Here is a 21,140-nt window from a genome sequence, read left to right as displayed (position 1 = left end):
CATGAGTGCGGAACAGACCAACGCGGCCCGGCTGCGTGAGTTGAACGACAGCATCCGCTACACGATGTGGTCGGTGTTCCGGGCCAGCCAGCCGCTGCCCGCGCTGCGTGACGGCGTCGCCTCCGAGGTCGAGTCGCTCTTCGAGCAGTTGGCCAGCAAGGACGTGGTGGTGCGCGGCACCTACGACGTGTCCGGGCTGCGGGCCGACGCGGATCTGATGATCTGGTGGCACTCGCCTTCCAGCGACGCCCTCCAGGAGGCGTACGGGCTGCTGCGGCGGACCGCCCTGGGCCGCGCCCTGACCCCGGTCTGGTCGCAGATGGCGCTGCACCGACCGGCGGAGTTCAACAAGAGCCACATTCCGGCGTTCCTGGCCGGTGAGCCGTCCCGCGACTACGTCTGCGTCTACCCGTTCGTCCGCTCCTACGAGTGGTATCTGCTGCCGGACGAGGAGCGCCGGGAGTTGCTGGCCGAGCACGGCCGGCAGGCTCGGGGCTACCCGGACGTACGAGCCAACACGGTCGCCTCATTCGCACTCGGCGACTACGAGTGGATGCTCGCCTTCGAGGCGGACGAACTGCACCGGATCGTGGACCTGATGCGCGACCTGCGGGCTTCTCGGGCACGCCGGCACGTCCGCGAGGAGACGCCGTTCTTCACCGGCCGTCGCCGCTCCGTCGCCGACCTGGTCGCCACGCTGCCGTAGCTTCCTGCGGTTAGGAAGGGCCCTTCTTGTTGCTCTTGAGTTCTAGTGGTGGTTGCAACACCTGATCTGTTCAGGAGTTGCAGTGTTCGAGATCCGTAAGGACCGGGCGCCTCAGGGCCGGAAGAAGTTGCATGCTGAGCGTCAGGCTTATCTTGATCTTGTGGCGCAGGGTGTAGGTACCGCACAGGCGTGTCGGATCGTCGGGGTCAACCGGCGTACTGGCCATCGTTGGCGGCACGGGCGGAAGTCCCGGGCCGGGCAGGAGGCGCAACCTCCTGCCCGGCCCGGGACTTCCTCCGGTCGGTTTCTGTCCGTGGACGACCGGATCCTGATCGCTGACCTGCGGCGCGAAGGCAGGTCGCTTCGGTCGATCGCAGCCGAGGTGGGGCGGGATCCGTCCACGATCAGCCGTGAACTGCGCCGTAATGCCCATCCCGGGACAGGGGACTACCGCCCTCACGCGGCTCAGGCACGGGCCGAACAGCGGCGCCCACGGCCGAAGACGGGCAAGCTCGCCGCGAACCCGCGGCTACGCCAGGCAGTGCAGGACGGCTTGGACCGTAAGTGGAGCCCGGAACAGATCGTGCAACGGTTGCGGCGAGACTTCCCCGACCAGCCAGGGATGCACGTGACCCACGAAACGATCTACCAGGCGCTCTACGTGCAGGGACGCGGTGAGCTACGCCGCGAGCTGACTCGGGCGCTGCGTACCGGCCGCGCGGTCCGCCGCCCGCGCCGCCAACCCGGACAACGTCAGCCTCGCTTCACCGCGCCCATGGTGATGATCAGCGACCGGCCCGCCGAAGCCGACGACCGGGCCGTGCCCGGCCACTGGGAAGGCGACCTCATCATCGGTAAGGACAGCGCCTCGGCCATCGGCACCCTGGTGGAACGCGCTACCCGCTACGTCCTGTTGGTGCACCTGGGTCGCGGTCGTACCGCTGAGCGTGTCCGTGACGCGCTGCAGGCCACCGTCGCCACCCTGCCGGCCCACCTCAAACGATCCCTGACCTGGGACCAAGGCGCCGAAATGGCCCTGCACCACCAGTTCAGCACCGCTGCGGACATTCCCGTCTACTTCTGTGATCCACACTCGCCCTGGCAACGCGGCTCCAACGAGAACACCAACGGTCTGCTTCGCCAGTACTTCCCCAAAGGCACCGACCTCGCCGTCCACGCCCCGGAGCACCTCGCCGCCGTCGCCGCCGAACTCAACGGCCGACCACGCAAAACACTCGGCTGGGACACCCCAGCCGAGCGCATCGCTAAGCTTCTGACCGAAGCCAGTTGATCACCTGTGTTGCAACGACCCCTGGAATCCGCCGCTTTTCGGACAGGATGGGGCCCTTCTTATCGCTTTCCGGACAGGATGGGGCCCTTCCTAACGCCTGGCATTCGGCCGGTCGTGCGACGTCCGGTTCCGGCGTTCGTAGAGCGCGATCGCGGCGGCGACGGAGACGTTGAGCGATTCGACGTCGGGGCTCGTCGGCACGTGGTACCGGCGGCTCGCACTGTTCTCCAGGCTCGCCGAGGCACCGCGCTTCTCGCTGCCCAGCAGCAGGGCGAGGCGTCGGCCGATGCGACCCGCCGCGCTCAGCGGCGCGGATGCGCGAGGGCTGAGGCTCACCAGCGGGATGTCGTGTCGGTGCAGGTAGCTGCGTAACTGTTGGCCCGTGGCAAGGACGACGGGCACCGCGAAGACCATGCCCCGGCTGGCCCGGACCAGTCTGCGGTCCACGGTCGAGGTGAGACCGCTGTCGACGAGTACGACCCCAGCCGCGTCGAACGCGCACGCGGTACGGGTCACCGCGCCGATGTTGCCCGGCAGTCGTACCCCGTCGAGCACCACGATGTCGCCGGGCCGATCCGTCAGGTCGGACAGTTCCGGCCGGGGCGGCCGGTGGGCGAGGGCGAAGACACGTGACCGCCGGTCGGCCCCGAAGAGCACCCGTGCCACGTCGTCGGCGAGCACGTGGCACGGGATTCCGGCGGGGATCGCCGCGCACAGTGAGTCGTCCATGGCTGCCTGACCCATCGTGCGGTAGACACTGTCGAGGCGTACCCCGCATCGGATGGCCTGTTCGATGTTCTCCTGGTCGTCGACCAGGAAGATCCGCTGGTTTCCCCCGGAGGCCCGGAGGACGTCGGCGATCCTGCGTGCCACGGGGTGGCGTGCTTCGTCGACGACCATGCCGTCGATTACTGAGCTTTCGCTGCCCGCGCCGGAGGGAGTCGCGTGCTGCCTCGTCGGCGGTCGCCGGGGATGTGTCGGCTCGGTCATGGCGCCCAGGCTTCGCCATGACGCGACGTCAGAGTCAAGCCGATGGAGCTTGCCCGTGTCACGATGGGCAGTCCGGCCGAGCTTGAGCCGGAAGGCACACGACGGTCTGGCATTGCCTCCGTTGAAGGTCCCGGCCGTGGACCTGCGGATGTGGGCAGGCCCATGACCGGGACGCTCAACTTCGCCGTCGACACCCTTGCCGTCGGGCCGGCGGAGCGGATGTCACTCCCAGGTCGCCGTTTCCGGGTCGACGCCGTGACCGCGGGCGTTGGCCCCGATCACCTCACGCAGCCAGACCGCCAGGCCCGGCTCGATCTTCTCGTAGAAGGCGGTGAAGCGAGGGTCCTCGACGTACATCCGGGCCAGGCACACCTGCATCGAGTGCGTGCAGTCGTACGCCTGGCTGATCATGGTGCGGTGCCGCTCGGCCAGCGCGTTGGCCTCGGCCGATCCGGCCTGGACACCGGCGCGCTTCGCGGCAGCCAGGTCGGCGTTGAGTGTTTCGCCGTCCGCCCGGGCCTGCTGGCGTTCCTCCCGGGACATCGCCGCCATACGCTGTTGGGACTGCGCCCACTGCGGGGTGTCCCCCCACCGTTGCTCGGCCTCCTCGGCCCACTCGGGGCGCCATTCGGTGCCGAAGATCTCGCTCTGCTCCTGCGGGGTGAGTGGGGTGCCCATTTTCTTCGCCTCCAACATGCGATCGACTGCCGAGACCATCTCGTGCAGGTGAGAGATCCGGTCGGTGAGCAACTCGCGTTGCCGACGCAGGTGGGCGACCTCGTCGACCTCGGGGTCGTCGAGCAGCCGGGCGACCTCGGCCAGGTGTAACCCCAACTCGCGGTAGACGAGCACCCGGTGGATGCGGGTGATGTCACCGGCGGAGTACACCCGGTAGTCGGCGCGGGTACGCCCACTGGGGCGTACCAGGCCGATCTCGTCCCAGTGGTGCAGCGTCCGCACGCTCACCCCGACGAGTGCTGCGGCCTGCCCGACGGTCAGGTCGTCGGGCACGTCGGTGCCGGTGTCGGCCGCCTGGCGGATCGGACCGGTGTCGCGGTGTCGGAACGGTGTGGTCACCACTCCAGGATGTCTCACCTGCCTGACTGTCGACCCTTACGTCGCGTGAGGGTCAAGTTCCGGCCAACAGAGCGGGGTCTTCCGAAGTCCGGACGCTTTCCGTATGCCGAAAACGCGCTGTTGCTGGCCCCTCCCAAACGGCGCGACAGCCACTAACATTCCGCGCGACGAACTGGTCACCGACCGTGTTTTGGCCTGCTTGACGGCCTGATTTCGGTGGTGAACCCCATCCTGCAACGTCTCCACGTTGCGCGATGTAACACGGAGGATCGCGTCATGAAACAGACGGCCTCGGGCATGCCGAGAAGGCAACTCGGTCGCTATCTCCAGCGACTGCGGGACGAGGGCAATCTGTCGCTCAACACGGTCAGCGACGCCCTGGACTGCACCCGGCAGAAGATTTGGCGGATCGAACAGGGGCTCGGCACGGTACGCCCGCTCGACGTACAGACGCTCTGCGATCTCTACAACGCGCCGCCGCCGCTGACCGCCATGCTCATCGACCTGGCCCGGCAGGGCACGGCCAAGGGCTGGTGGCAGGCGTACGACGACATCATGCCGGAGTGGTTCGAACCGTACGTGGTGATGGAGTCGGAGGCGGCCAGGATCCGGTTCTATGACGGTGAGCTGGTGCATGGGCTGCTCCAGACACCGGCCTACACGGCGGAGGTGATCCGGGTCGGCCGACCGGAGTTGACCGACGAGAAGCGGGAACGGCGGCTGCGGCTGCGCCAGCGGCGGCAGCGGTTGCTGCGTCGGCGGGGGGTGACCGCGCCGAGCCTGGAGTTCGTGCTCAGCGAGGCGGTGCTGCGCCGGCCGCTCGCCGACCACGCCGCGATGGTCGAACAGTTCCGGCACCTGCTCCGGCTCAGCGAGCAGGAGAACATCAGCCTGCGCGTGTTGCCGCTCTGGGCCGGGCCGCACGCCGCCTCGGTCGCCGGCACCTTCGCCGTGCTGGACTTCCCGGAGCCGAGGCTGCACGAGCGAGAGCCGAGCGTCGTCTACCAGGAGGGGCCGACCGGGGCGCTCTATCTGGACCGGCCCCAGGAGCTGGAACGTTACGAGGCGATCTGGTCGGGGATAGCGGCGGTCACGCTGGACGAGAAAGAATCCCGTCAACTGATCGCATCGTTCGCAGGGGAGGCACGATGACCGAAGGCACGATGACCAAGCCGACCAAGCCGACCAAGCCGACCGAGCTGACCGAGCTGACCGGCACAGTCTGGCGCAAGAGCAGCCGCAGCGGGGCCGACGGCAGTTGCGTCGAGGTGGCGGAGAACCTGCCCGGCCTGGTGGCCGTACGGGACAGCAAGGACCCGGCGGGTCCGGTGCTGGCCTTCGCCCCGACCCACTGGGCCCGGTTCGTGGCGGGCGTCCGCGCTACCACACTCGCCTGAGCCGGCACGGCTTTTCGTCGTCCCGGTCAGGTGCGTGCTCGGACCTCCGCCAAGCGCATCCGACCGGGACGACGGGCGATCATTACCGCTGTAGGAAGGCCGCGTTCCAGCCGGCCAACTCGGCGGGACGGTTGGTGACGATCCCGTCGACGCCGAGCTGTTCGAGCTGCTGCCAGGACCCGGCCGCGTCGACCGTCCACACCATCATCGCGACGCCCGCGCGGTGCAGGTCCGCGACGACCGCCGGCCGGGTGAGCAGCGCGGCGTTGGACGGGTTGTACGCGGTGAGCCCGAGTTCCGTGGCAATGGCCACCGGGTCGGCGTCCAGGGTGCTGCGGATCAACCCGAGCGGTAGCTCCGGGGCCAGTTCCCGGGCGTAGCGCAGGGCGTCGACGTCGAAGCTCTGCACCAGCACCCGGTTGGTCATGCTCTGCTGGCGGATCACCGAGACGATCTGCGACACCTCGGCCTTGCTGTGCCCACTCTTGATCTCCAGGAACATGTTGCCGCCCCGGGTGCGCAGGTCGGCCAGTTGCTCGGCCAGGGTGGGCAGCCGAACTCCGGCGTAGTACGGCGCGAACCAACTGCCCGCGTCCAGCGCCTTGAGCTGCGTGCTGGTCAGCGTACGAATCGCGCCGGTGCCGTTGGTGGTCCGGTCAACGGTGCTGTCGTGCAGGATGAACGGCACGCCGTCCTTGCTGGGCTGTACGTCCGTCTCGATCCAGTTCGCGCCGCCCCGGCGGGCGACGTCCTGCGCGATCAGGGTGTTCTCCGGGGCGGCCGAGGACGCGCCCCGGTGGGCGATCACCGTCAACGGGCTGCCCGGCGTACGGATGAAGGTGTTCGGCGCGAGTTCGGTGACCCGTACGTTGTCGAACGAGACGGTGGCCCCGTTGACGAAGAACGCCTGTCCGCCGGTGCCGGAGCGGCGCAGGCTGCTGGTGCGCAGCGCCTCCCGCCCGTTGTAGATCCAGCGGGCCTGGCTGCCGTGCACCTCGATGGTGACCTGTACGTCCCGGCCCGTGCCGGCGGCGGTCGGAGCGGCACCGGTGTTGGTCACGTTCCAGGTGTTGCTGGTGGTGCGCTCACCGAATTCGAGCCCGTTGGCGGCGGTGGTGCCGCTGCGCATGGTGGCGATCCACCACGGGGTGCTCCCGTTGGCTGGCACGTCCATGCCGACCGAGGTCCACCTGGTGCTGGAGAGGACCGAGTCGAAGCGGACGGTCGCGTCGACGCGAAAGTGCTCCAGATAGGAGCCGAATGTGATCTTGAAGTTGTTGCCGGAGGCGGGGGAGGTGCCGACGAGCCGTCCGTTCTGGACCTTCCAGGTGCCGTCGACCACCCGCCAACCCGCCGGAATGCCACCGGAGTCGAAATTTTCCGAGACGTGCACCTTGCCCGGCTCGGCGGCGGCAAGAGTCGGGGCGGCGGAGGTCGGAGTGGGCGCGAGGGCGGAAGCCGGTGTGGCGACGGAGGCGGTGACCGTGGCGGCCGACGCGGCGAGCACCGCGAGGGCGATGGATGCCCGGAGCGACCGGCTCCGATCCCGCGTCGACGACCCGGGCGTCGGTCCCCGACCGGTGGCCCGAACATAGAGGTTCTTCATGAATCATAATGCTATGTGACATTCATGAATGAAACTATCCTGCTGGGTGAATCCGACTGGCTGACGACCGCCATCGGGTCGGCTGGCTGACGATCGCCGGCGGGTCGGGTGGCTGACGATTGCCGGCACCGGGCCACCCAGCATCGGATGGTCCCGGTGCTCGACGAATCGTTGTGTCAGCTCCTGCCGACTCAACTTCCGTGGAGTCTGGCCAGCTCAGTCGAGGGTGTGTTCCCCCGGCTCAGTCGTCCGTGCCGACGTAGGCCGCCAGGTGCTCGCCGGTGAGAGTGGAGCGGGCGGCGACAAGCTCGGCGGGAGTGCCCTCGAAGACGACCCGGCCGCCGTCGTGGCCGGCACCGGGGCCGAGGTCGATAATCCAGTCGGCGTGCGCCATGACCGCCTGGTGGTGCTCGATGACGATGACCGACTTACCCGCGTCGACGAGCCGATCGAGAAGGCCGAGTAGATGCTCCACGTCGGCGAGGTGCAGGCCGGTCGTCGGCTCGTCGAGGACGTAGACGCCACCCTTCTCGGCCATGTGGGTGGCCAACTTGAGCCGCTGCCGTTCGCCGCCGGAGAGCGTGGTGAGCGGTTGGCCGAGGCTGAGGTAGCCGAGACCGACGTCGGCGAGCCGGTCGAGGATGGCGTGCGCCGCCGGCACCCGGGCCTCCCCGGTGCCGAAGAACTCCTTGGCCTCGGCCACCGACATCCCGAGCACCTCGCTGATGTTGCGACCGCCGAGGTGGTATTCCAGCACCGACGCCTGGAACCGCCGCCCCTCGCACTCCTCACAGGTGGTGGCGACGCCGGCCATCATCGCCAGGTCGGTGTAGATGACGCCAGCGCCGTTGCAGGTGGGGCAGGCACCCTCGGAGTTGGCGCTGAACAGGGCCGGCTTCACGCCGTTGGCCTTGGCGAACGCCTTACGGATCGGCTCGAGCAGACCGGTGTACGTCGCCGGGTTGCTCCGTCGCGAGCCGCGGATCGCGCCCTGGTCGATCGACACCACGCCCGCGCGGCCGGGGATCGACCCGTGTACGAGCGAACTCTTGCCGGATCCGGCGACACCGGTGACGACGGTGAGCACCCCGAGCGGAATGTCGACGTCGACGTCCTGGAGGTTGTGGGTGTTCGCGCCGCGGATCTCCCACCTGCCGGTGGGGGTCCGTGCGGTCTCCTTGAGGGTGGCCCGGTCGTCGAGGTGCCGGCCGGTGAGAGTGCCGCTGGCCCGTAGCCCCTCGATGGTGCCCTCGAAGCAGACGGAGCCGCCCGCCGTACCGGCACCGGGGCCGAGGTCGACGACATGGTCGGCGATCGCGATCGTCTCCGGCTTGTGCTCCACGACGAGCACCGTGTTGCCCTTGTCCCGCAACCGCAGCAGCAGGTCGTTCATTCGCTGGATGTCATGGGGGTGCAGGCCGATGGTGGGCTCGTCGAAGACGTAGGTGACGTCGGTGAGCGCGGAGCCGAGGTGCCGGATCAGTTTCGTACGCTGTGCCTCGCCACCCGAGAGCGTTCCGGATGGCCGGTCGAGGGAGAGGTAGCCCAGCCCGATCTCCACGAACGAGTCGAGTGTGTGCTGCAGGGTGGTGAGCAGCGGTGCCACGCTCGGCTCGTCGAGGCCGCGAACCCACTTGGCGAGGTCGCTGATCTGCATCGCGCACGCGTCGGCGATGTTGATCCCATTGATCTTCGACGAGCGGGCCGCCTCGCTGAGTCGGGTGCCGCGGCAATCGGGACAGGTGGTGAAGGTGACCGCCCGGTCCACGAAGGCCCGGATGTGCGGCTGCATCGCCTCCCGGTCCTTGGCCAGCATCGACTTCTGGATCTTCGGGACCAGCCCCTCGTAGGTCAGGTTGATCCCTTCGACCTTGATCTTGGTCGGCTCCTTGTACAGCAGGTCGTGCAGTTCGCGCTTGGTGAACTTCCGGATTGGTTTGTCCGCATCGAAGAACCCACAGCCGCTGAAGATGCGGCCGTACCAGCCGTCCACGCTGTAGCCGGGAATCGTGAGCGCACCCTCGTTGAGCGACTTGCTGTCGTCGTACAACGCGGACAGGTCGAAGTCGGTCACCTTGCCCATGCCCTCGCAGCGCGGGCACATGCCACCGATCTGATTGAAGGTCGCCTTCTCGGCTTTCGTCTTACCGCCGCGCTCGACGGTGATCGCACCGCTGCCGCTCACCGAGGGGACGTTGAAGGAGAACGCCTGGGCTGAACCGACGTGTGGCTGCCCGAGCCGGCTGAAGAGGATCCGAAGCATCGCGTTGGCATCGGTGACGGTGCCGACGGTGGAGCGGGGGTTGGCGCCCAGGCGCTCCTGGTCGACGATGATCGCCGTGGTGAGCCCCGCCAGCAGGTCGACCTCCGGCCGGGCCAGCGTCGGCATGAAACCCTGTACGAAGGCACTGTAGGTCTCGTTGATCATCCGCTGCGACTCGGCGGCGATAGTGCCGAACACCAGCGAACTCTTGCCCGAGCCGGAGACACCGGTGAAGACCGTCAACCGACGCTTCGGAATCTCGACGGTGACGTCCTTGAGATTGTTCTCGCGCGCGCCCTGCACGCGGATCAGGTCGTGGCAGTCGGCAATATGTCGCGTAGGTGACTGCGTGTCCGTCCCCGTGGCCGTGTTCATCGTGTCTCCATCTGCTACGCGGGCCGCCTTCACGGTCCCCGCTGACGTCGCCTTGCTCGATCTAACCAGTTCCAAGCCGTACGCCTGGTTTGCCGTTGTCGGGTTTGCCGTTGTCGGCGTGGTCGAGCCCTGTGCACTTCGCCCCACGCCCGGTCACGGCGCGGGGCGAAGCCGACGAACGTGCCGCCAGGCACGGCATGGCTACCGAGTGCGGCAGAGGAGCATGGCTAGACCGCCGGACGGCTCAGCGCGACTCCTGGATGCGGATCATGTTGCCCGCAGGATCGCGGAACGCGCAGTCGCGGACGCCGTACGGGTGCTCTGTCGGCTCCTGGACGACCTCGGCGTCGCTGGCCTGGAGCCGGGTGAAGGTGCTGTCAAGATCCTTGGTGGCCAGGTTGACGCCGAAGTAGCTGCCCTTGGCCATCAGCTCCAGGATGGTGCGGCGCTCGTCGTCGGTGAGGCCGGGGTCGACGGTCGGCGGGTGCAGGACGATCGACGTGTCTGGCTGGTTCGCCGGGCCGACGGTGATCCAGCGCATCTCGCCCTGGCCCACGTCACCGCGGACCTCGAAGCCGAGGACGTCGCGGTAGAAGGCCAGGGAGGCGTCCGGGTCGGTGTGCGGGAGGAAGCTCGAGTGAATGGTGAGGTTCATGGCAATCACGCTAGTAACCCCCCGATGGCCGGTGCTTCTCGATTCCTGATCGGTCTGGTCACCCGCTTCGCCACGCAGGACGGAAGCCCCGCCATCGTGCGTGTCGCCTGACGCCGGTAGACACTCGGCGGCACACCGACCAGTTCGGTGAAGCGACTACTGAAGGTGCCCAGCGACGAACAGCCGACCGCGAAGCAGACCTCGGTGACGCTGAGGTCGCCACGTCGCAGCAGCGCCATCGCACGCTCGATACGCCGCGTCATCAGATAGGAGTACGGCGACTCGCCGTAGGCGAGCCGGAACTGACGACTGAGGTGCCCGGCCGACATGTGTGCCCCACGGGCGAGCGCCTCGACGTCCAACGGCTGGGCATACTCCCGGTCGATCCGGTCGCGGACGCGGCGCAGCCGGACGAGGTCGCTCAGCCGCTGCGCCGAGAGGGGACTGCTGCTCACCTGCCCGATCGTGCCACAGTCGCGGTTGTTCACCCGGATAGGCACGTCCCACTGCTGGTCTGCGGAGCGTTCGGGAGTGGCCCCGGCGAGGTCAGCGAGGTCGGTGAGGTCGGCGACGACGTGTTCGGGAGGCCGGGCTGCGGGTCGCGGCGCATGGGCAGATGGGGGATGCCGTCCTCGACGTACTCCGGGCCGGTGACGGCGAACCCGTGCCGTTGGTAGAAGGCGACCAGGTACGACTGGGCGTCCAGCACACACGGGTCCGCTCCGACCAGGGCGAGCGCCTCCGTCATCAGCCGGTCGGCGTGTCGGTGGCCACGGGCCGCCTTCGCCACCGCGACTCGGCCGATCCGTCGTATGCCCCCGGGATCGGTGAGCAGGCGCAGGCAGGCCACCGGGACGCTGTCCCGGTCCTGAGACAGCCAGAGATGCTGGGTGCCCGGCTCGACGTCCCGCCCGTCGAGTTCCGGGTATGGGCACTTCTGTTCCACCACGAACACGTCGATTCGGAGTCGAAGCAGGTCGTGCCACGTACGGGTGTCCAGGTCGGCGAAGTGCGCCACGTGAAACTGGGCGGGCTGGGAGGGCATTCCGCGATCGTAGGCGGTGGTGGAGTGCCCGGGTCGTTCCTTACCTCACACCGGGTGGGCCCCGACCGCGTCGCGGATCTTGGCACCTTCGACCGTCTCCACGCTGCGGGCGCAGTGCGCGCAGCAGAAGAACCGCCCGGAGACCTCGACACCGTGTCCGAGGATGCGGCACTGGCAGTGCTCGCAGATTGGCGCCAACCGGTGGGCGGCGCACTCGAACGAATCGAAGACGTGCACGTCGCCGCTGACGGTGTGCACTTCGAACGACATCCAGTAGTCGTTACCGCAGACCTCGCAGGTAGCCATGACAAAACCCCCGATTCACCGCAACCTGTGTCAAGGGTGCGGTACCGGAGCGGGATCGAGGGCCGGAACGGCGAAATCAGCCCGTCGAGGGCGAAGACACCGGAACCGGCCTGCGATCGAGGGCGAACGCTGGAATCGGCTGCGGTTCGAGGGCGAACGGCGGGAAACAGCTCAGGCGGGTTCGCCGGGTTCGAGGCGTAGGGACACGGAGTTGATGCAGTACCGCATGTCCCGAGGCGTATAGCCCTCGCCCTCGAACCGGTGGCCGAGATGCGAGTCGCAGTTGGCGCAGCGCACCTCGGTCCGGACCATGCCGAGCGAGCGGTCTTCGACGTACCGGATCGCGCCCGGCAGCGCCTGGTCGAAACTCGGCCAGCCACAGTGCGAGTCGAACTTCGTGTCGCTGGCGAACAGTTCCACGCCACACGCCCGACAGTGGTAGATACCGGGAGTCTTCGTCTCGACGTACTCGCCGCTCCATGGACGTTCGGTACCGGCCTGGCGCAGCACCCGGAACTCCTCCGGGGCGAGCCGTACCCGCCACTCGTTCTCAGAGGTGGGCAGATCGTTGCGGTCAACAGCCATGCCCCAACGGTACGACGATCGGTGATCATCGGCTGGCGAGGCGGGCCAGTTGTCGGTCGGTGCTGCCGGGCGTTGCCTGGTTTCTGTCCCACCCGTGACCTATGGTCGCGAAATGGGTGGTAGCACGAAGGCGCAGGCCGTCGAGGTCGAGGTGGCCGGGCACACCGTACGACTGAGCAGCCCGGACCGGGTCGTGTTCCCGGACCGCGGCTTCACCAAACGGGACGTCTTCGACTACTACCTGGCGGTGGGGGACGGGATCCTGCGAGCCCTGCGGGACCGCCCCACCATGCTGCAACGCTTCCCGGACGGGCTCGGCGGGGAGATGTTCTTCCAGAAGCGGGTGCCGGCCCGGGGCGTCCCGCCGTGGCTGCGCACCTCGGAGATCAGGTTCCCGAGTGGTCGTACCGCGGACGAGCTGTGTCCGGTGGACCTGGCACATGTGGCCTGGGCGGTGCAGATGAGCACCATCGTGTTCCATCCCTGGCCGGTGCGGGCCGCCGCGGTAGACCACCCCGACGAGCTTCGCATCGACCTGGACCCCCAACCGGGCACCGACTTCGTCGACGCGGTGACGGCCGCCGGTGAGGTACGCCAACTCCTCGCCGAGCTGGGCGCGACCGGCTATCCGAAGACCTCCGGCGGGCGCGGGGTGCACATCTACGTCCGCATCCACCCCCGGTGGACCTTTGTCGAGGTGCGCCGGGCGGTGATCGCGTTCGCCCGGGAGGTGGAGCGCCGCCGCCCGGAGTTGGTGACCACCGCCTGGTGGAAGGAGGAGCGCGGCGAGCGGGTGTTCCTGGACTACAACCAGATGGCTCGGGACCGCACCATCGCCTGCGCGTACTCGCTTCGCGCCAACGCCCGCGCCACCGTCTCCACCCCGATCACCTGGGAAGAGTTGACCGAGGTCGAGCCGGACGACTTCGACCTGGTCACGGTGCCGCAACGGCTCGCGCAGACGGGTGACCCGCATGCCGGCATCGACGACACCCCGTGGGACATCACCCCGTTGCTGGAGTGGGCCGAGCGTGACGACCAGGCCGGATCGGGCGACCTGCCCTACCCGCCGGACCATCCGAAGATGCCTGGCGAACCAAAGCGGGTCCAGCCGTCGAAGGCCCGCGACCGCAGGCCGTAGGTCGTAGGCCGAAACGTCCCGAGGCCCGGCCAACAGCCCGCCAGACCCGACAAGGTGGTCATGAGCCTATGTGCGTCACAACGGGCCGTTAACGTACATAGGTTCATGATCACCGGCGCTCGGGGAAGCGGCAGCGGGCGTACCCACCCGACCAGGGCCACGGAGCCGACCAAATCGCACCCGATCCGTGATCGCCTATGACCACTGACCCGAATTTGGACCTGGACGCCGTGCCCTCGGTGCAGTCAGGACGGAGTATCGGTCAGCATGCCGACCATTGCCGCTGCGCGGTCGAGTTGCTTCCGAGGGTCGCCGACCGCAGAGAGTACGACGCTGTTCGCACCCGCAGCGTGCAGTTCGCGAATCCGGCGGACACAGTCGGCCGGAGTACCAACTACGGCGAGTTCGTCGACCCACGAATCCGGTACGGCTGCGGCGCGTTCGGCCTCGGGGAGCGCGGCAATCTCAGCGAGCTGCCCGGCCAGTTCCAACGGGTTGAGATGGGCTGACCACGCCGGCTCGGTGATTGAGTCGGCCAGAAGCGGACGCACAGCGTCGCGGGCTGTCGCCGCGTCCTCGTCAAGGTGGCATAACGCGTATGCGGTGATCCGGTGCGGGCGCCGGTCGCCGCCCTGCCCACGCTCGATCGAGGCGCGAGCCGCCGCAAGGTAGGCCGGCGTGACAGGCTCGGCCAGCAGCGTTCCGTCGGCGTAACGGCCCGCCACCTCAAGCGACTTGGGACCGCGTACCCCGGCAATGACCGGCGGCGGCTGTCGGGGTGGGAACTCCAGGGCCACATGGTCCAGCCGCACATAGCGGCCCTGTGCGGTGACCTTCTCGCCAGCGAGGAGCCGGCGGACCGCGTCCAGGTGCTCGCCGAGCGCGCTCAGCGGCGAGGCGGGTGCCGCGCCGACCTGGCGCATCCAGTCTCGCATTCCGTGACCCAGTCCACAGACGAGCCGGCCCGGATGCGTTTCGGCTAGCGCGGCAACCTCCATCGCGGTGAAGGCCGCGTTACGTGTGACCGCCGGCAGAATCCCGATGCCGACCGTGATGTGTGTGGTCGCAGCTAACGCCATCGCCGAGGCGGCAATCCCGCCGGCGAAGAAGCAGTCCTCGACCACCCACACCTCATCGAACCCAGCCTGCTCAACCGAGCTCGCAAACGCGGCGATCTCCGGTGCTGGCAGCCGACACGGGATCTGGAATCCGATCTTGGGCCGAATCACTGGCACTCCTGATGATCAATCTAGTCGGACCCGGACAATATCTCTGATGCGGCGGATTCGAGTAGACACACGAATAGCCAAGGCGGCAGGCGTCGATGGGCGTCCCTCGAACAGGTCAAGTCGACTCGGCCTTGAGCCTCCCGTTGAGGTAGGGCTGGGATGGCTCCACAAGCCCGCGCCTCCGACGATGCCGCCCTGGCCGGAACCCTGCTGGTCGAAGCCGCCATCTCCGCCGCCACCCACCACGACGCGACCACCGCCCGCCACCTCGCCGACCGAGCAGCCGCCCTCGCCAACGAATACCCCGGCTACGACCACAGCGACCTCAGCTTCGCGCCCACCACCGGACTGATCCGCCACCGAGCATGACCGCGCTCAGCCCGCATTACCGCGCTCAGCCCGCATTACCGCGCTCAGCCCGCATTACCGCGCTCAGCCCGCATTACCGCGCTCAGCCCGCATTACCGCGCCCAACGACCTGGTCCGAGCCCTGGTGGAGTTGACGGGGATGCCGATAGGTAACGATCAAGTAACGCGTCCAACCTTCCCGGACGGATGCCGAGTCTCTTCGGCGTCGGCTCCGTGGGGAGCCCGGAGAGGCGTTCATGAGGCTGGTCTTACGACGGGCACGCCAGGCTAGGGGACTTCTGCTGGCAGCCGGGGTGGCGGCGGCTGTCGCTACCGTGCTGGTCACCGGCTTGGCCAGCTACAACCAACAGGCGATCGAAGCCGGTCAGGCCAACGTGGTGCGGTCCGCGCCCGCAGCGGAGCGGAGCCTGCTGATCAGTGGATCCGCCGGCCGGACCCCGGCGGACTTCGCTGGTCGGGACACGGCGGTCCGGGCCCGGTTCACCGCCGGGTTGGGTGGCCTGCCGGCGACGGTGACCACCGCCCGGTACGGCACCGGTCGGGAGCTGACCGGTGACCTCGGCGCGGGAGCACCCAGCAGTGGCGAACCGGTCTTCGCCGCGATGGTGACCCTGGAGGGGTTGCCGGAGCACGCCGAACTGGTAGCCGGTACCTGGCCGGCACCCGGCGGCACCCCGACTCAGGTCGCGCTGCCGGAGCGGGTCGCCGCCGGGCTGGAGGTGACCGTCGGCGGCCGGATTCCGCTCACCGACCGAGCCAGTAAACAGGCCAGCGAGGTCGTGGTGGCCGGCATCTGGCGCCCCCGGGACGTGCAGGACCCGTACTGGCTACTCGCCCCGGACGTGATCAGCTCGTCCACCGCGTACGGGCCGTTCGTGCTGGACTCGGCCGACTTCGTCAAGACCTTCACCGGTACGACCTCGGTGAGCTGGCTGGTGGAGCCGGACCTTCGGGGAGCCGCTGCGGCCGTGCTCGCCGACGTCGTACGGGACGCCGAGGCCGCCGCCGCCGACCTGCCGGCCAAGGCTGGCCTCGACTCCTCCGGGCAGGCGCTCACCGCCATCGGTCAGCTCAGCGAGCGGCTGGCCCGGGCCGACCTGGTCGGCCGGTCCGCCCTGCTCACCCCGCTGCTGCTCATCGTCGTCATCGGCGGGTATGCGCTGCTGCTCGTCGCGGCACTGCTCAACGAGGACCGACGGGCGCAGAACGCCCTGCTGCGGGCCCGGGGGGCGGCCCGCCGTCAACTGGCCGGGTTCGCCGCCCGGGAAGCGGCGCTGGTGGTGCTGCCCGGTGCGCTGCTCGCCCCGCTGCTGACCGGACAGGCGTTGCGGTACGCCGACCGCAGCAGCCTGCTCTCCGGGCTGTCGCTCGACCCGCAGCTCACCCTGCTCACCTGGTTGGTGGCGGGCGTGGCCGGGGGCGGGTGCCTGTTGATGATGCTTGGCCCGGCGTTGCGGCGCGGTACCACCTACATCGCGGATCTGGCCGCCCGGTCCCGGCCCGACCGGTCGGCGACGGTCCAGCGGGCAAGTGTCGACATCGCGCTGGTGGCGCTGGCGGTCCTGGCCTGGTTCCAACTGCGGCAGTACTCCTCCCCGCTGGCCGGTACCGGGGACAGCCTCGGGATCGACCCGCTGCTTGCCGCCGCACCCATCCTGGGCGTGCTCGCCGGCGCGGTGATCGCGCTGCGGTTGCTGCCGCCGGCGACCCGGTTCGCGGAGCGGTTCGTGGACCGGAGACCCTGGACCGCGACCATGATCGGCATGTGGCAGGCGGGTCGCCGGCCACATGCCGGTCCGGTGCTCCTGCTGGCACTCGCCGTCGGCAGCGGCACCCTGGCCTTCTCCCTGAGCGCCACCTGGGAACGCTCGTTGACCGACCAGGCCGATCACCGGGTCGGCGCGGATCTGCGGATCGTCGAGCGGGGCGGCGTCGCGCGCCCCGAACGCTCCGCCCAGCTCGCCGCGTTGCCCGGGGTGCGGGCCACGGCACCGGCCTGGCGGGACAGTGTCCGGCTCGGCCCGACGGAGAGCCCGGCCACCGTACTGGCGCTCGACACCGCCACCGCCAACCAGGTGATGCGGCTCAGCGAGCGGCTGGTCGACGGCACCCCCCAGGCGCTGTTCGACCGGATGACCGCGGCCCGGGTCGCCGCCGCCGGGATCGACCTCTCCCGGGAGGACCGGAAAATCACCGGCGTGGCGAGCATCGTCGCGTCGGATGCCAGGCAGTCGCAGTCGGTGACCACCAGTGCCCTTTTCACCACCCCGGACGGCCAGCTCCTGCGTACCCCGCTGGCCCGTACCGACAGCGCCGGTGCCAAGGTCCGGTTCGCCGTCGACCTACCCGACGCCGGGGGCCAGCCGCTGCGACTCGTCGGGTTCGACATCGATGTCGGCGTCGCGCTGGCCCGCGGCTACGGGCTACGCCTGACCGAGCTGAGCCTGTCCCGGTCGGACGGCACGAGCCGGCCGGTCGACCTTGAGGCCGGCAAGTGGTCCGTGGTGGACGGAAAGCAGTACGACATCGCGCTGACCGGTGGCACCCCGGGCGTGGTGAACGCCGACTACTCCGTGCCGATCGTCGACCCCGGTCGGAACCCGGGCTACATCCGGTTCGTGGTGACCGGTGACCCGGGGGAGACCCCGGTGCCGGCAGTGGTCACCCCGGCCGTGCTCAGTGCCCTGAGCACGAAGGTGGGCGAGACCCTGACGTTGCGGCTCTCCGGGGCAGCGGTGCCCATCGTCGTGCTGGGCGTGGCGGAGGCACTTCCCGGCACTGATGACGACCCGGCCGCTTTGCTGCTGGACCTGCCGTCGGCGGTGATCCGGATGCTGCACGGCAGCATGACGGTGCGGCCACCGTCGGAGTGGTGGCTTGCCACCAACCCGGAGCAGCACACCGAGGCCGCCGAGGCGGTGGCGAAACTCGCGGAGGCGACGGTGCAGGACCGGCTGGCGGTGGCCCGCGAGGCCGGGCAGCAGCCGTACTGGCTGGGGGCCCGGGGCGGCCTGCTCACCGCCGCGCTCGGTGCCGTCCTGCTCGCCCTGGTCGGGCTCGGGGTCGACGTGTGGGCGACCGCTCGCCGGCGGCTGGCCGAGTTGACGGTGCTGCACACCCTCGGGGCGGGACCTCGGCTGCTGGCCCGGGCCCTCGTCACCGAGCAGGCGTTCCTAGCCAGCATCGGGGTCGTGGTGGGGTTGGTCGTCGGCAGCGTGGTCAGCGCGACCGTGGCACCGATGGTGATCCTGACCCCGGCCGCCGGCCGGCCGATACCGGAACCGGCGTTCGAACTGCCGTGGTTGCCGGTTGGTGCGATCGGAATCGGGCTGCTGCTGGTCGCCATGCTGTTCAGCGGCCTGATCGCCGCCACTGTCCGCCAGCGCGTCGCCGCTGCGCAACTACGGATCGGGGGAGAACGATGACGGGGCGTGGGGGCGGCATGGGCGCGCTACGCCGGGTCTGGGCGTTCCGGGGGCACTACCTGTTGGTGGCGGTGCTCGCGATGGCGGTCGCCCTGTTGGTGACCTCGGTGCCCCGGATCGCCAACCGGCTGACCGACCAGGGACTGCGCGAGCAGATAGCCGCCCAGACACCCACCAGTCGGGACATCACCTACACGATGGCGATGCCGATGCGGGGTCAGGAGGGACCGGAGCGGTTGGCGGTGCTGCGCAACCAGATGCCGCCGGAGCTGAGTCGGCTGGTGGGGGAGGAGTGGTTCACCGCCCAGACCCCGCCGAGCGTGGTCGCGCGACTCGACCCGGACAGCAAGGGTTTCTGGACCGAGCTGGCGCTGCGCGCGTCGAGTGGGATCGAGGCGGCCGCCACTATCGTCGACGGTCGCTGGCCGGACACCAACCCGGTTTCCGGTACGCCGGTCGAGGTGGCGATGGCCGAGAGCACCGCCGCCGAGTTGGGCATGCGGGTCGGGCACCGGTTACGGACAGACAAGGCCGGCGTACCCTCGCTGGACCTGAGGATCGTCGGCCTCTTCCGGCCGATCGATCCGGGCAACGGGGTCTGGGACTCGCTGCCACCCGCCCTGCGGGCGGTCCCGCCACCGGGCGACGGACAGCCCCACACCGCCGTGGTGGTGACCAACTTCGTCCGGCTTGAAGCGTTGATGAACGTCCTGCCGACCAGTTTCGAGTGGCGCTATCGGGTCGACCCGGCCCGGTTCGACGCGACCCGGACCGAAACGTTGGTCGACGCCCTGGCGCGGCTGGACCGCAGCCTGCCGGGCGACCTGAAGGTGACCCAGGGTGTCGACAGGATGCTGCGCGAGTTCCTGGCCGCGCTCGTCTCGGCGCGGACCGTGCTCGTGATCATCTCGGCCGGGGTGCTGGCCACCCTCGCCGGCCTGATCGGGCTATCCGCCGGGTTGATCGTCCGCCGTCGTCGCGAGGAGTTCGGCCTGCTCCGGGCCCGGGGTGGCGGGTGGCGCTCGGTCGCCGGCCGTAGCCTCACCGAAGCGTTACTGGTGGTTCCACTGGCGATGGCGCTCGGCTGGGCGGTGGGGCTCGCTGTACCGGGACGGGCCAGCGGCACGGTCTGGTCCGTCGCACTCGGAGCAGTGTTGATCACGGCCGCCGTACCGCTGGCCGTGGGGTTGAGCCGGCCCAGCCATGTCCAGCGTCGCCAGACGCGCGGGCCGGCCGGGCTGACCCGGCGGTTGACGACGGAGATCTCCGTGCTGGTGCTCGCCGTACTCGGCACCGTCCTGCTCTATCGACGCGGGCTGACCAGCGGAGCCATAGATCCGTTGCTGGTCTCGGTGCCGGTGCTGCTCGCCGTCGCAGTGGCCTTGGTCGTGCTGCGCCTCTATCCCTGGCCGGTACGACTCTTCGGGCGGTTGTCGGCGCGGGGTCGGGGCACCGTCGCCTTCCTCGGCCTGGCCCGGGCCGGACGGTCGGTCGCCAGCACCCCGTTGGTCGTGGTGATCCTCGCGGTGGCCACCACCGGGTTCTGTGCGATCGCCAGGACCTCCATCGAGGACGGCCGGGACCGGGCCGCCGATCATGTGGTGCCGGCCAGTGCGCTGCTCACCGGCGACCGGTTCGCCCCGGACACCGCCGGGGAGTTGGCCGCGGTGCCGGGCGTCCAGGCGGTGACCGGGCTGACCAGCCAGCCGGGGCAGCGGATCGTGCGCCTCGACGGTGGGGTGAGCGGCCTCGACGAGGTGCACGTGCTGGTGCTGGACCCGTCGGCGTTCCGTCGGTTGGCGGCCGAGGCCGGCATCACCGTCGAACTGCCGGCAGCGCTGACCGGGGCGGTTGCCGGATCCGGGCCGGTGCCCGCCCTGGTGTCGCCCGAGGTCGCCGCCGAACTCTCCGAACTGTCCGGACCCGCCGCGATCGCCGTCCAGAACCGGCGGTACCCGTTCCAGGTCGCGGCGGTCGAGGAGACCTTCCCGATGATCGCCCGAACCAGTGATCGGTTCCTGGTGCTACCCGCGCAGGCGTTGCCGTCCACACCGGACCAGCAACTCGTGCCGACCGGCTTCCTGGTCACCGGGGACGGCTACGACCCGGCGGCACTGCAGCAGGCCGGCGCGGCGGGGCAGCAGCGCTACTACAGCAGTGGCCTGGGAACCGGCCGGCTGCCGGGACGTCCCGCGGTACTCACGGAATGGTCCACGGTCCGTGCCGAGTTGGCCGCGGGCGGGGCCAACGGGCTGCTCTTCTTCGGGTTCGGTGCCGGGGTGGTCGGGGGCGGAGTCCTCGGGTTGCTGGCCGTCGCCTTCGTGGTGCTCGCCGGGGCCCGGGCCCGGGGACGGGTGCTGTCCCGGCTGCGGACCATGGGGTTGTCTCCCGGGCAGTGGCGGGGCCTGTTGCTGATGGAGCTCGCTCCACTGCTGGGAGTCTCGCTGCTCACCGGGGCGGCGGTCGGCACGCTGCTGCCGTTGGTGTTGACCCCGGTGCTCGGGTTGTCCACCTTCACCGACGGCCTACCGGTACGGATCGGTTTCGAACCGTCGCTGCTGGTCGGAATCGGAGTCTTCGGCGTACTCGCCCTGCTCGTCGCCACCGTGCTGGAAACCATGATCAACCGTCGGATGCGTCTCGGTGACGTGCTCCGGCTCGGAGAGGAGACACCGTGACA

Annotated in this window: 18 protein-coding genes; 8 read left to right on the top strand and 10 right to left on the bottom strand. The window is 69.4% G+C overall.

Annotated elements, in window-relative coordinates; translation table 11 throughout:
* Nucleotide 1 precedes the first annotated feature (1 nt).
* Both hemQ and FHR38_RS04845 read left to right on the top strand, forming a co-directional pair.
* Nucleotides 2-706, top strand: a complete 705-nt coding sequence (gene hemQ / locus FHR38_RS04850) for a hydrogen peroxide-dependent heme synthase (RefSeq protein WP_184533128.1) — start codon at nt 2-4, stop codon at nt 704-706.
* A gap of 82 nt (nt 707-788) precedes the next feature.
* Complete coding sequence (locus tag FHR38_RS04845; protein ID WP_376771379.1) at nt 789-1,997, top strand: IS30 family transposase; 1,209 nt, start codon at nt 789-791, stop codon at nt 1,995-1,997.
* Nucleotides 1,998-2,087: 90 nt separating this feature from the next.
* Here FHR38_RS04845 and FHR38_RS04840 read toward each other — a convergent pair whose 3' ends face one another.
* Together FHR38_RS04840 and FHR38_RS04835 are read right to left on the bottom strand one after the other, a co-directional pair.
* Nucleotides 2,088-2,987 (bottom strand): TrmH family RNA methyltransferase, encoded by a 900-nt coding sequence (locus tag FHR38_RS04840; RefSeq protein ID WP_184533126.1) that lies wholly within the window; start codon nt 2,985-2,987, stop codon nt 2,088-2,090.
* A 222-nt stretch (nt 2,988-3,209) separates the two neighbouring features.
* Nucleotides 3,210-4,064 (bottom strand): MerR family transcriptional regulator, encoded by an 855-nt coding sequence (locus FHR38_RS04835; RefSeq protein WP_312881840.1) that lies wholly within the window; start codon nt 4,062-4,064, stop codon nt 3,210-3,212.
* 276 nt (nt 4,065-4,340) lie between these two features.
* On the opposite strand from FHR38_RS04835, the gene FHR38_RS04830 reads away from it, so the two are divergent.
* Both FHR38_RS04830 and FHR38_RS04825 read left to right on the top strand, forming a co-directional pair.
* On the top strand, nt 4,341-5,216 hold the full coding sequence (locus FHR38_RS04830) for a helix-turn-helix domain-containing protein (RefSeq protein ID WP_184533124.1): 876 nt from the start codon (nt 4,341-4,343) through the stop codon (nt 5,214-5,216).
* A gap of 47 nt (nt 5,217-5,263) precedes the next feature.
* Complete coding sequence (locus FHR38_RS04825) at nt 5,264-5,461, top strand: DUF397 domain-containing protein (RefSeq protein WP_184539237.1); 198 nt, start codon at nt 5,264-5,266, stop codon at nt 5,459-5,461.
* A gap of 82 nt (nt 5,462-5,543) precedes the next feature.
* On the opposite strand, the gene FHR38_RS04820 is transcribed toward FHR38_RS04825, so the two are convergent.
* The 7 genes from FHR38_RS04820 to msrB form a co-directional block, all read right to left on the bottom strand.
* Nucleotides 5,544-7,067, bottom strand: a complete 1,524-nt coding sequence (locus tag FHR38_RS04820; protein ID WP_184533121.1) for a glycerophosphodiester phosphodiesterase — start codon at nt 7,065-7,067, stop codon at nt 5,544-5,546.
* A 241-nt stretch (nt 7,068-7,308) separates the two neighbouring features.
* Nucleotides 7,309-9,705, bottom strand: coding sequence for an ATP-binding cassette domain-containing protein (locus tag FHR38_RS04815; protein WP_184533120.1), 2,397 nt, complete (start codon nt 9,703-9,705; stop codon nt 7,309-7,311).
* Between the two features lie 244 nt (nt 9,706-9,949).
* Nucleotides 9,950-10,360: a VOC family protein gene (locus tag FHR38_RS04810; protein ID WP_184533118.1), complete on the bottom strand. Its 411-nt coding sequence runs from the start codon at nt 10,358-10,360 to the stop codon at nt 9,950-9,952.
* A 5-nt stretch (nt 10,361-10,365) separates the two neighbouring features.
* Nucleotides 10,366-10,815: a helix-turn-helix transcriptional regulator gene (locus tag FHR38_RS04805; RefSeq protein ID WP_184533116.1), complete on the bottom strand. Its 450-nt coding sequence runs from the start codon at nt 10,813-10,815 to the stop codon at nt 10,366-10,368.
* A 29-nt stretch (nt 10,816-10,844) separates the two neighbouring features.
* Nucleotides 10,845-11,405: a GNAT family N-acetyltransferase gene (locus FHR38_RS04800; RefSeq protein WP_184533114.1), complete on the bottom strand. Its 561-nt coding sequence runs from the start codon at nt 11,403-11,405 to the stop codon at nt 10,845-10,847.
* Between the two features lie 45 nt (nt 11,406-11,450).
* Nucleotides 11,451-11,711 carry a metallothionein gene (locus FHR38_RS04795; RefSeq protein ID WP_184533112.1) on the bottom strand — a complete coding sequence of 87 codons (261 nt, stop codon included), beginning with the start codon at nt 11,709-11,711 and terminating at the stop codon, nt 11,451-11,453.
* Between the two features lie 171 nt (nt 11,712-11,882).
* The gene (gene msrB / locus FHR38_RS04790; RefSeq protein WP_184533110.1) at nt 11,883-12,296 is read right to left on the bottom strand and encodes a peptide-methionine (R)-S-oxide reductase MsrB; all 414 of its coding nucleotides are present in this window, start codon (nt 12,294-12,296) and stop codon (nt 11,883-11,885) included.
* 112 nt (nt 12,297-12,408) lie between these two features.
* On the opposite strand from msrB, the gene ligD reads away from it, so the two are divergent.
* Nucleotides 12,409-13,437, top strand: coding sequence for a non-homologous end-joining DNA ligase (ligD, locus tag FHR38_RS04785; RefSeq protein WP_184533108.1), 1,029 nt, complete (start codon nt 12,409-12,411; stop codon nt 13,435-13,437).
* A gap of 245 nt (nt 13,438-13,682) precedes the next feature.
* On the opposite strand, the gene FHR38_RS04780 is transcribed toward ligD, so the two are convergent.
* Nucleotides 13,683-14,666, bottom strand: a complete 984-nt coding sequence (locus tag FHR38_RS04780; RefSeq protein WP_221448912.1) for an LLM class flavin-dependent oxidoreductase — start codon at nt 14,664-14,666, stop codon at nt 13,683-13,685.
* Between the two features lie 159 nt (nt 14,667-14,825).
* On the opposite strand from FHR38_RS04780, the gene FHR38_RS04775 reads away from it, so the two are divergent.
* The 3 genes from FHR38_RS04775 to FHR38_RS04765 all read left to right on the top strand — a co-directional run bounded on the left by FHR38_RS04775 (nt 14,826) and on the right by FHR38_RS04765 (nt 21,138).
* Nucleotides 14,826-15,035, top strand: coding sequence for a hypothetical protein (locus tag FHR38_RS04775; RefSeq protein ID WP_184533106.1), 210 nt, complete (start codon nt 14,826-14,828; stop codon nt 15,033-15,035).
* A 236-nt stretch (nt 15,036-15,271) separates the two neighbouring features.
* Nucleotides 15,272-18,460, top strand: coding sequence for an FtsX-like permease family protein (locus FHR38_RS04770; RefSeq protein ID WP_184533104.1), 3,189 nt, complete (start codon nt 15,272-15,274; stop codon nt 18,458-18,460).
* The gene (locus FHR38_RS04765; protein ID WP_184533102.1) at nt 18,457-21,138 is read left to right on the top strand and encodes an ABC transporter permease family protein; all 2,682 of its coding nucleotides are present in this window, start codon (nt 18,457-18,459) and stop codon (nt 21,136-21,138) included. The genes FHR38_RS04770 and FHR38_RS04765 overlap by 4 nt, the downstream gene beginning before the upstream one ends.
* Nucleotides 21,139-21,140 lie beyond the last annotated feature (2 nt).

It is taken from the genome of Micromonospora polyrhachis (assembly GCF_014203835.1).
GTDB lineage: Bacteria > Actinomycetota > Actinomycetes > Mycobacteriales > Micromonosporaceae > Micromonospora_H > Micromonospora_H polyrhachis.
This window is presented reverse-complemented; position numbering and strand designations above follow the sequence as displayed.

What these genes read in the sequence shown, in the direction of transcription:
- FHR38_RS04795 (WP_184533112.1), bottom strand. Translation starts at nt 11,711, where the DNA reads ATGGCTACCTGCGAGGTCTGCGGTAACGACTACTGGATGTCGTTCGAA.
- msrB (WP_184533110.1), bottom strand. Translation starts at nt 12,296, where the DNA reads ATGGCTGTTGACCGCAACGATCTGCCCACCTCTGAGAACGAGTGGCGG.
- ligD (WP_184533108.1), top strand. Translation starts at nt 12,409, where the DNA reads ATGGGTGGTAGCACGAAGGCGCAGGCCGTCGAGGTCGAGGTGGCCGGG.
- FHR38_RS04840 (WP_184533126.1), bottom strand. Translation starts at nt 2,987, where the DNA reads ATGACCGAGCCGACACATCCCCGGCGACCGCCGACGAGGCAGCACGCG.
- FHR38_RS04800 (WP_184533114.1), bottom strand. Translation starts at nt 11,405, where the DNA reads ATGCCCTCCCAGCCCGCCCAGTTTCACGTGGCGCACTTCGCCGACCTG.
- FHR38_RS04815 (WP_184533120.1), bottom strand. Translation starts at nt 9,705, where the DNA reads ATGAACACGGCCACGGGGACGGACACGCAGTCACCTACGCGACATATT.
- FHR38_RS04765 (WP_184533102.1), top strand. Translation starts at nt 18,457, where the DNA reads ATGACGGGGCGTGGGGGCGGCATGGGCGCGCTACGCCGGGTCTGGGCG.
- FHR38_RS04810 (WP_184533118.1), bottom strand. Translation starts at nt 10,360, where the DNA reads ATGAACCTCACCATTCACTCGAGCTTCCTCCCGCACACCGACCCGGAC.
- FHR38_RS04830 (WP_184533124.1), top strand. Translation starts at nt 4,341, where the DNA reads ATGAAACAGACGGCCTCGGGCATGCCGAGAAGGCAACTCGGTCGCTAT.
- hemQ (WP_184533128.1), top strand. Translation starts at nt 2, where the DNA reads ATGAGTGCGGAACAGACCAACGCGGCCCGGCTGCGTGAGTTGAACGAC.
- FHR38_RS04820 (WP_184533121.1), bottom strand. Translation starts at nt 7,067, where the DNA reads ATGAAGAACCTCTATGTTCGGGCCACCGGTCGGGGACCGACGCCCGGG.
- FHR38_RS04775 (WP_184533106.1), top strand. Translation starts at nt 14,826, where the DNA reads ATGGCTCCACAAGCCCGCGCCTCCGACGATGCCGCCCTGGCCGGAACC.
- FHR38_RS04770 (WP_184533104.1), top strand. Translation starts at nt 15,272, where the DNA reads ATGAGGCTGGTCTTACGACGGGCACGCCAGGCTAGGGGACTTCTGCTG.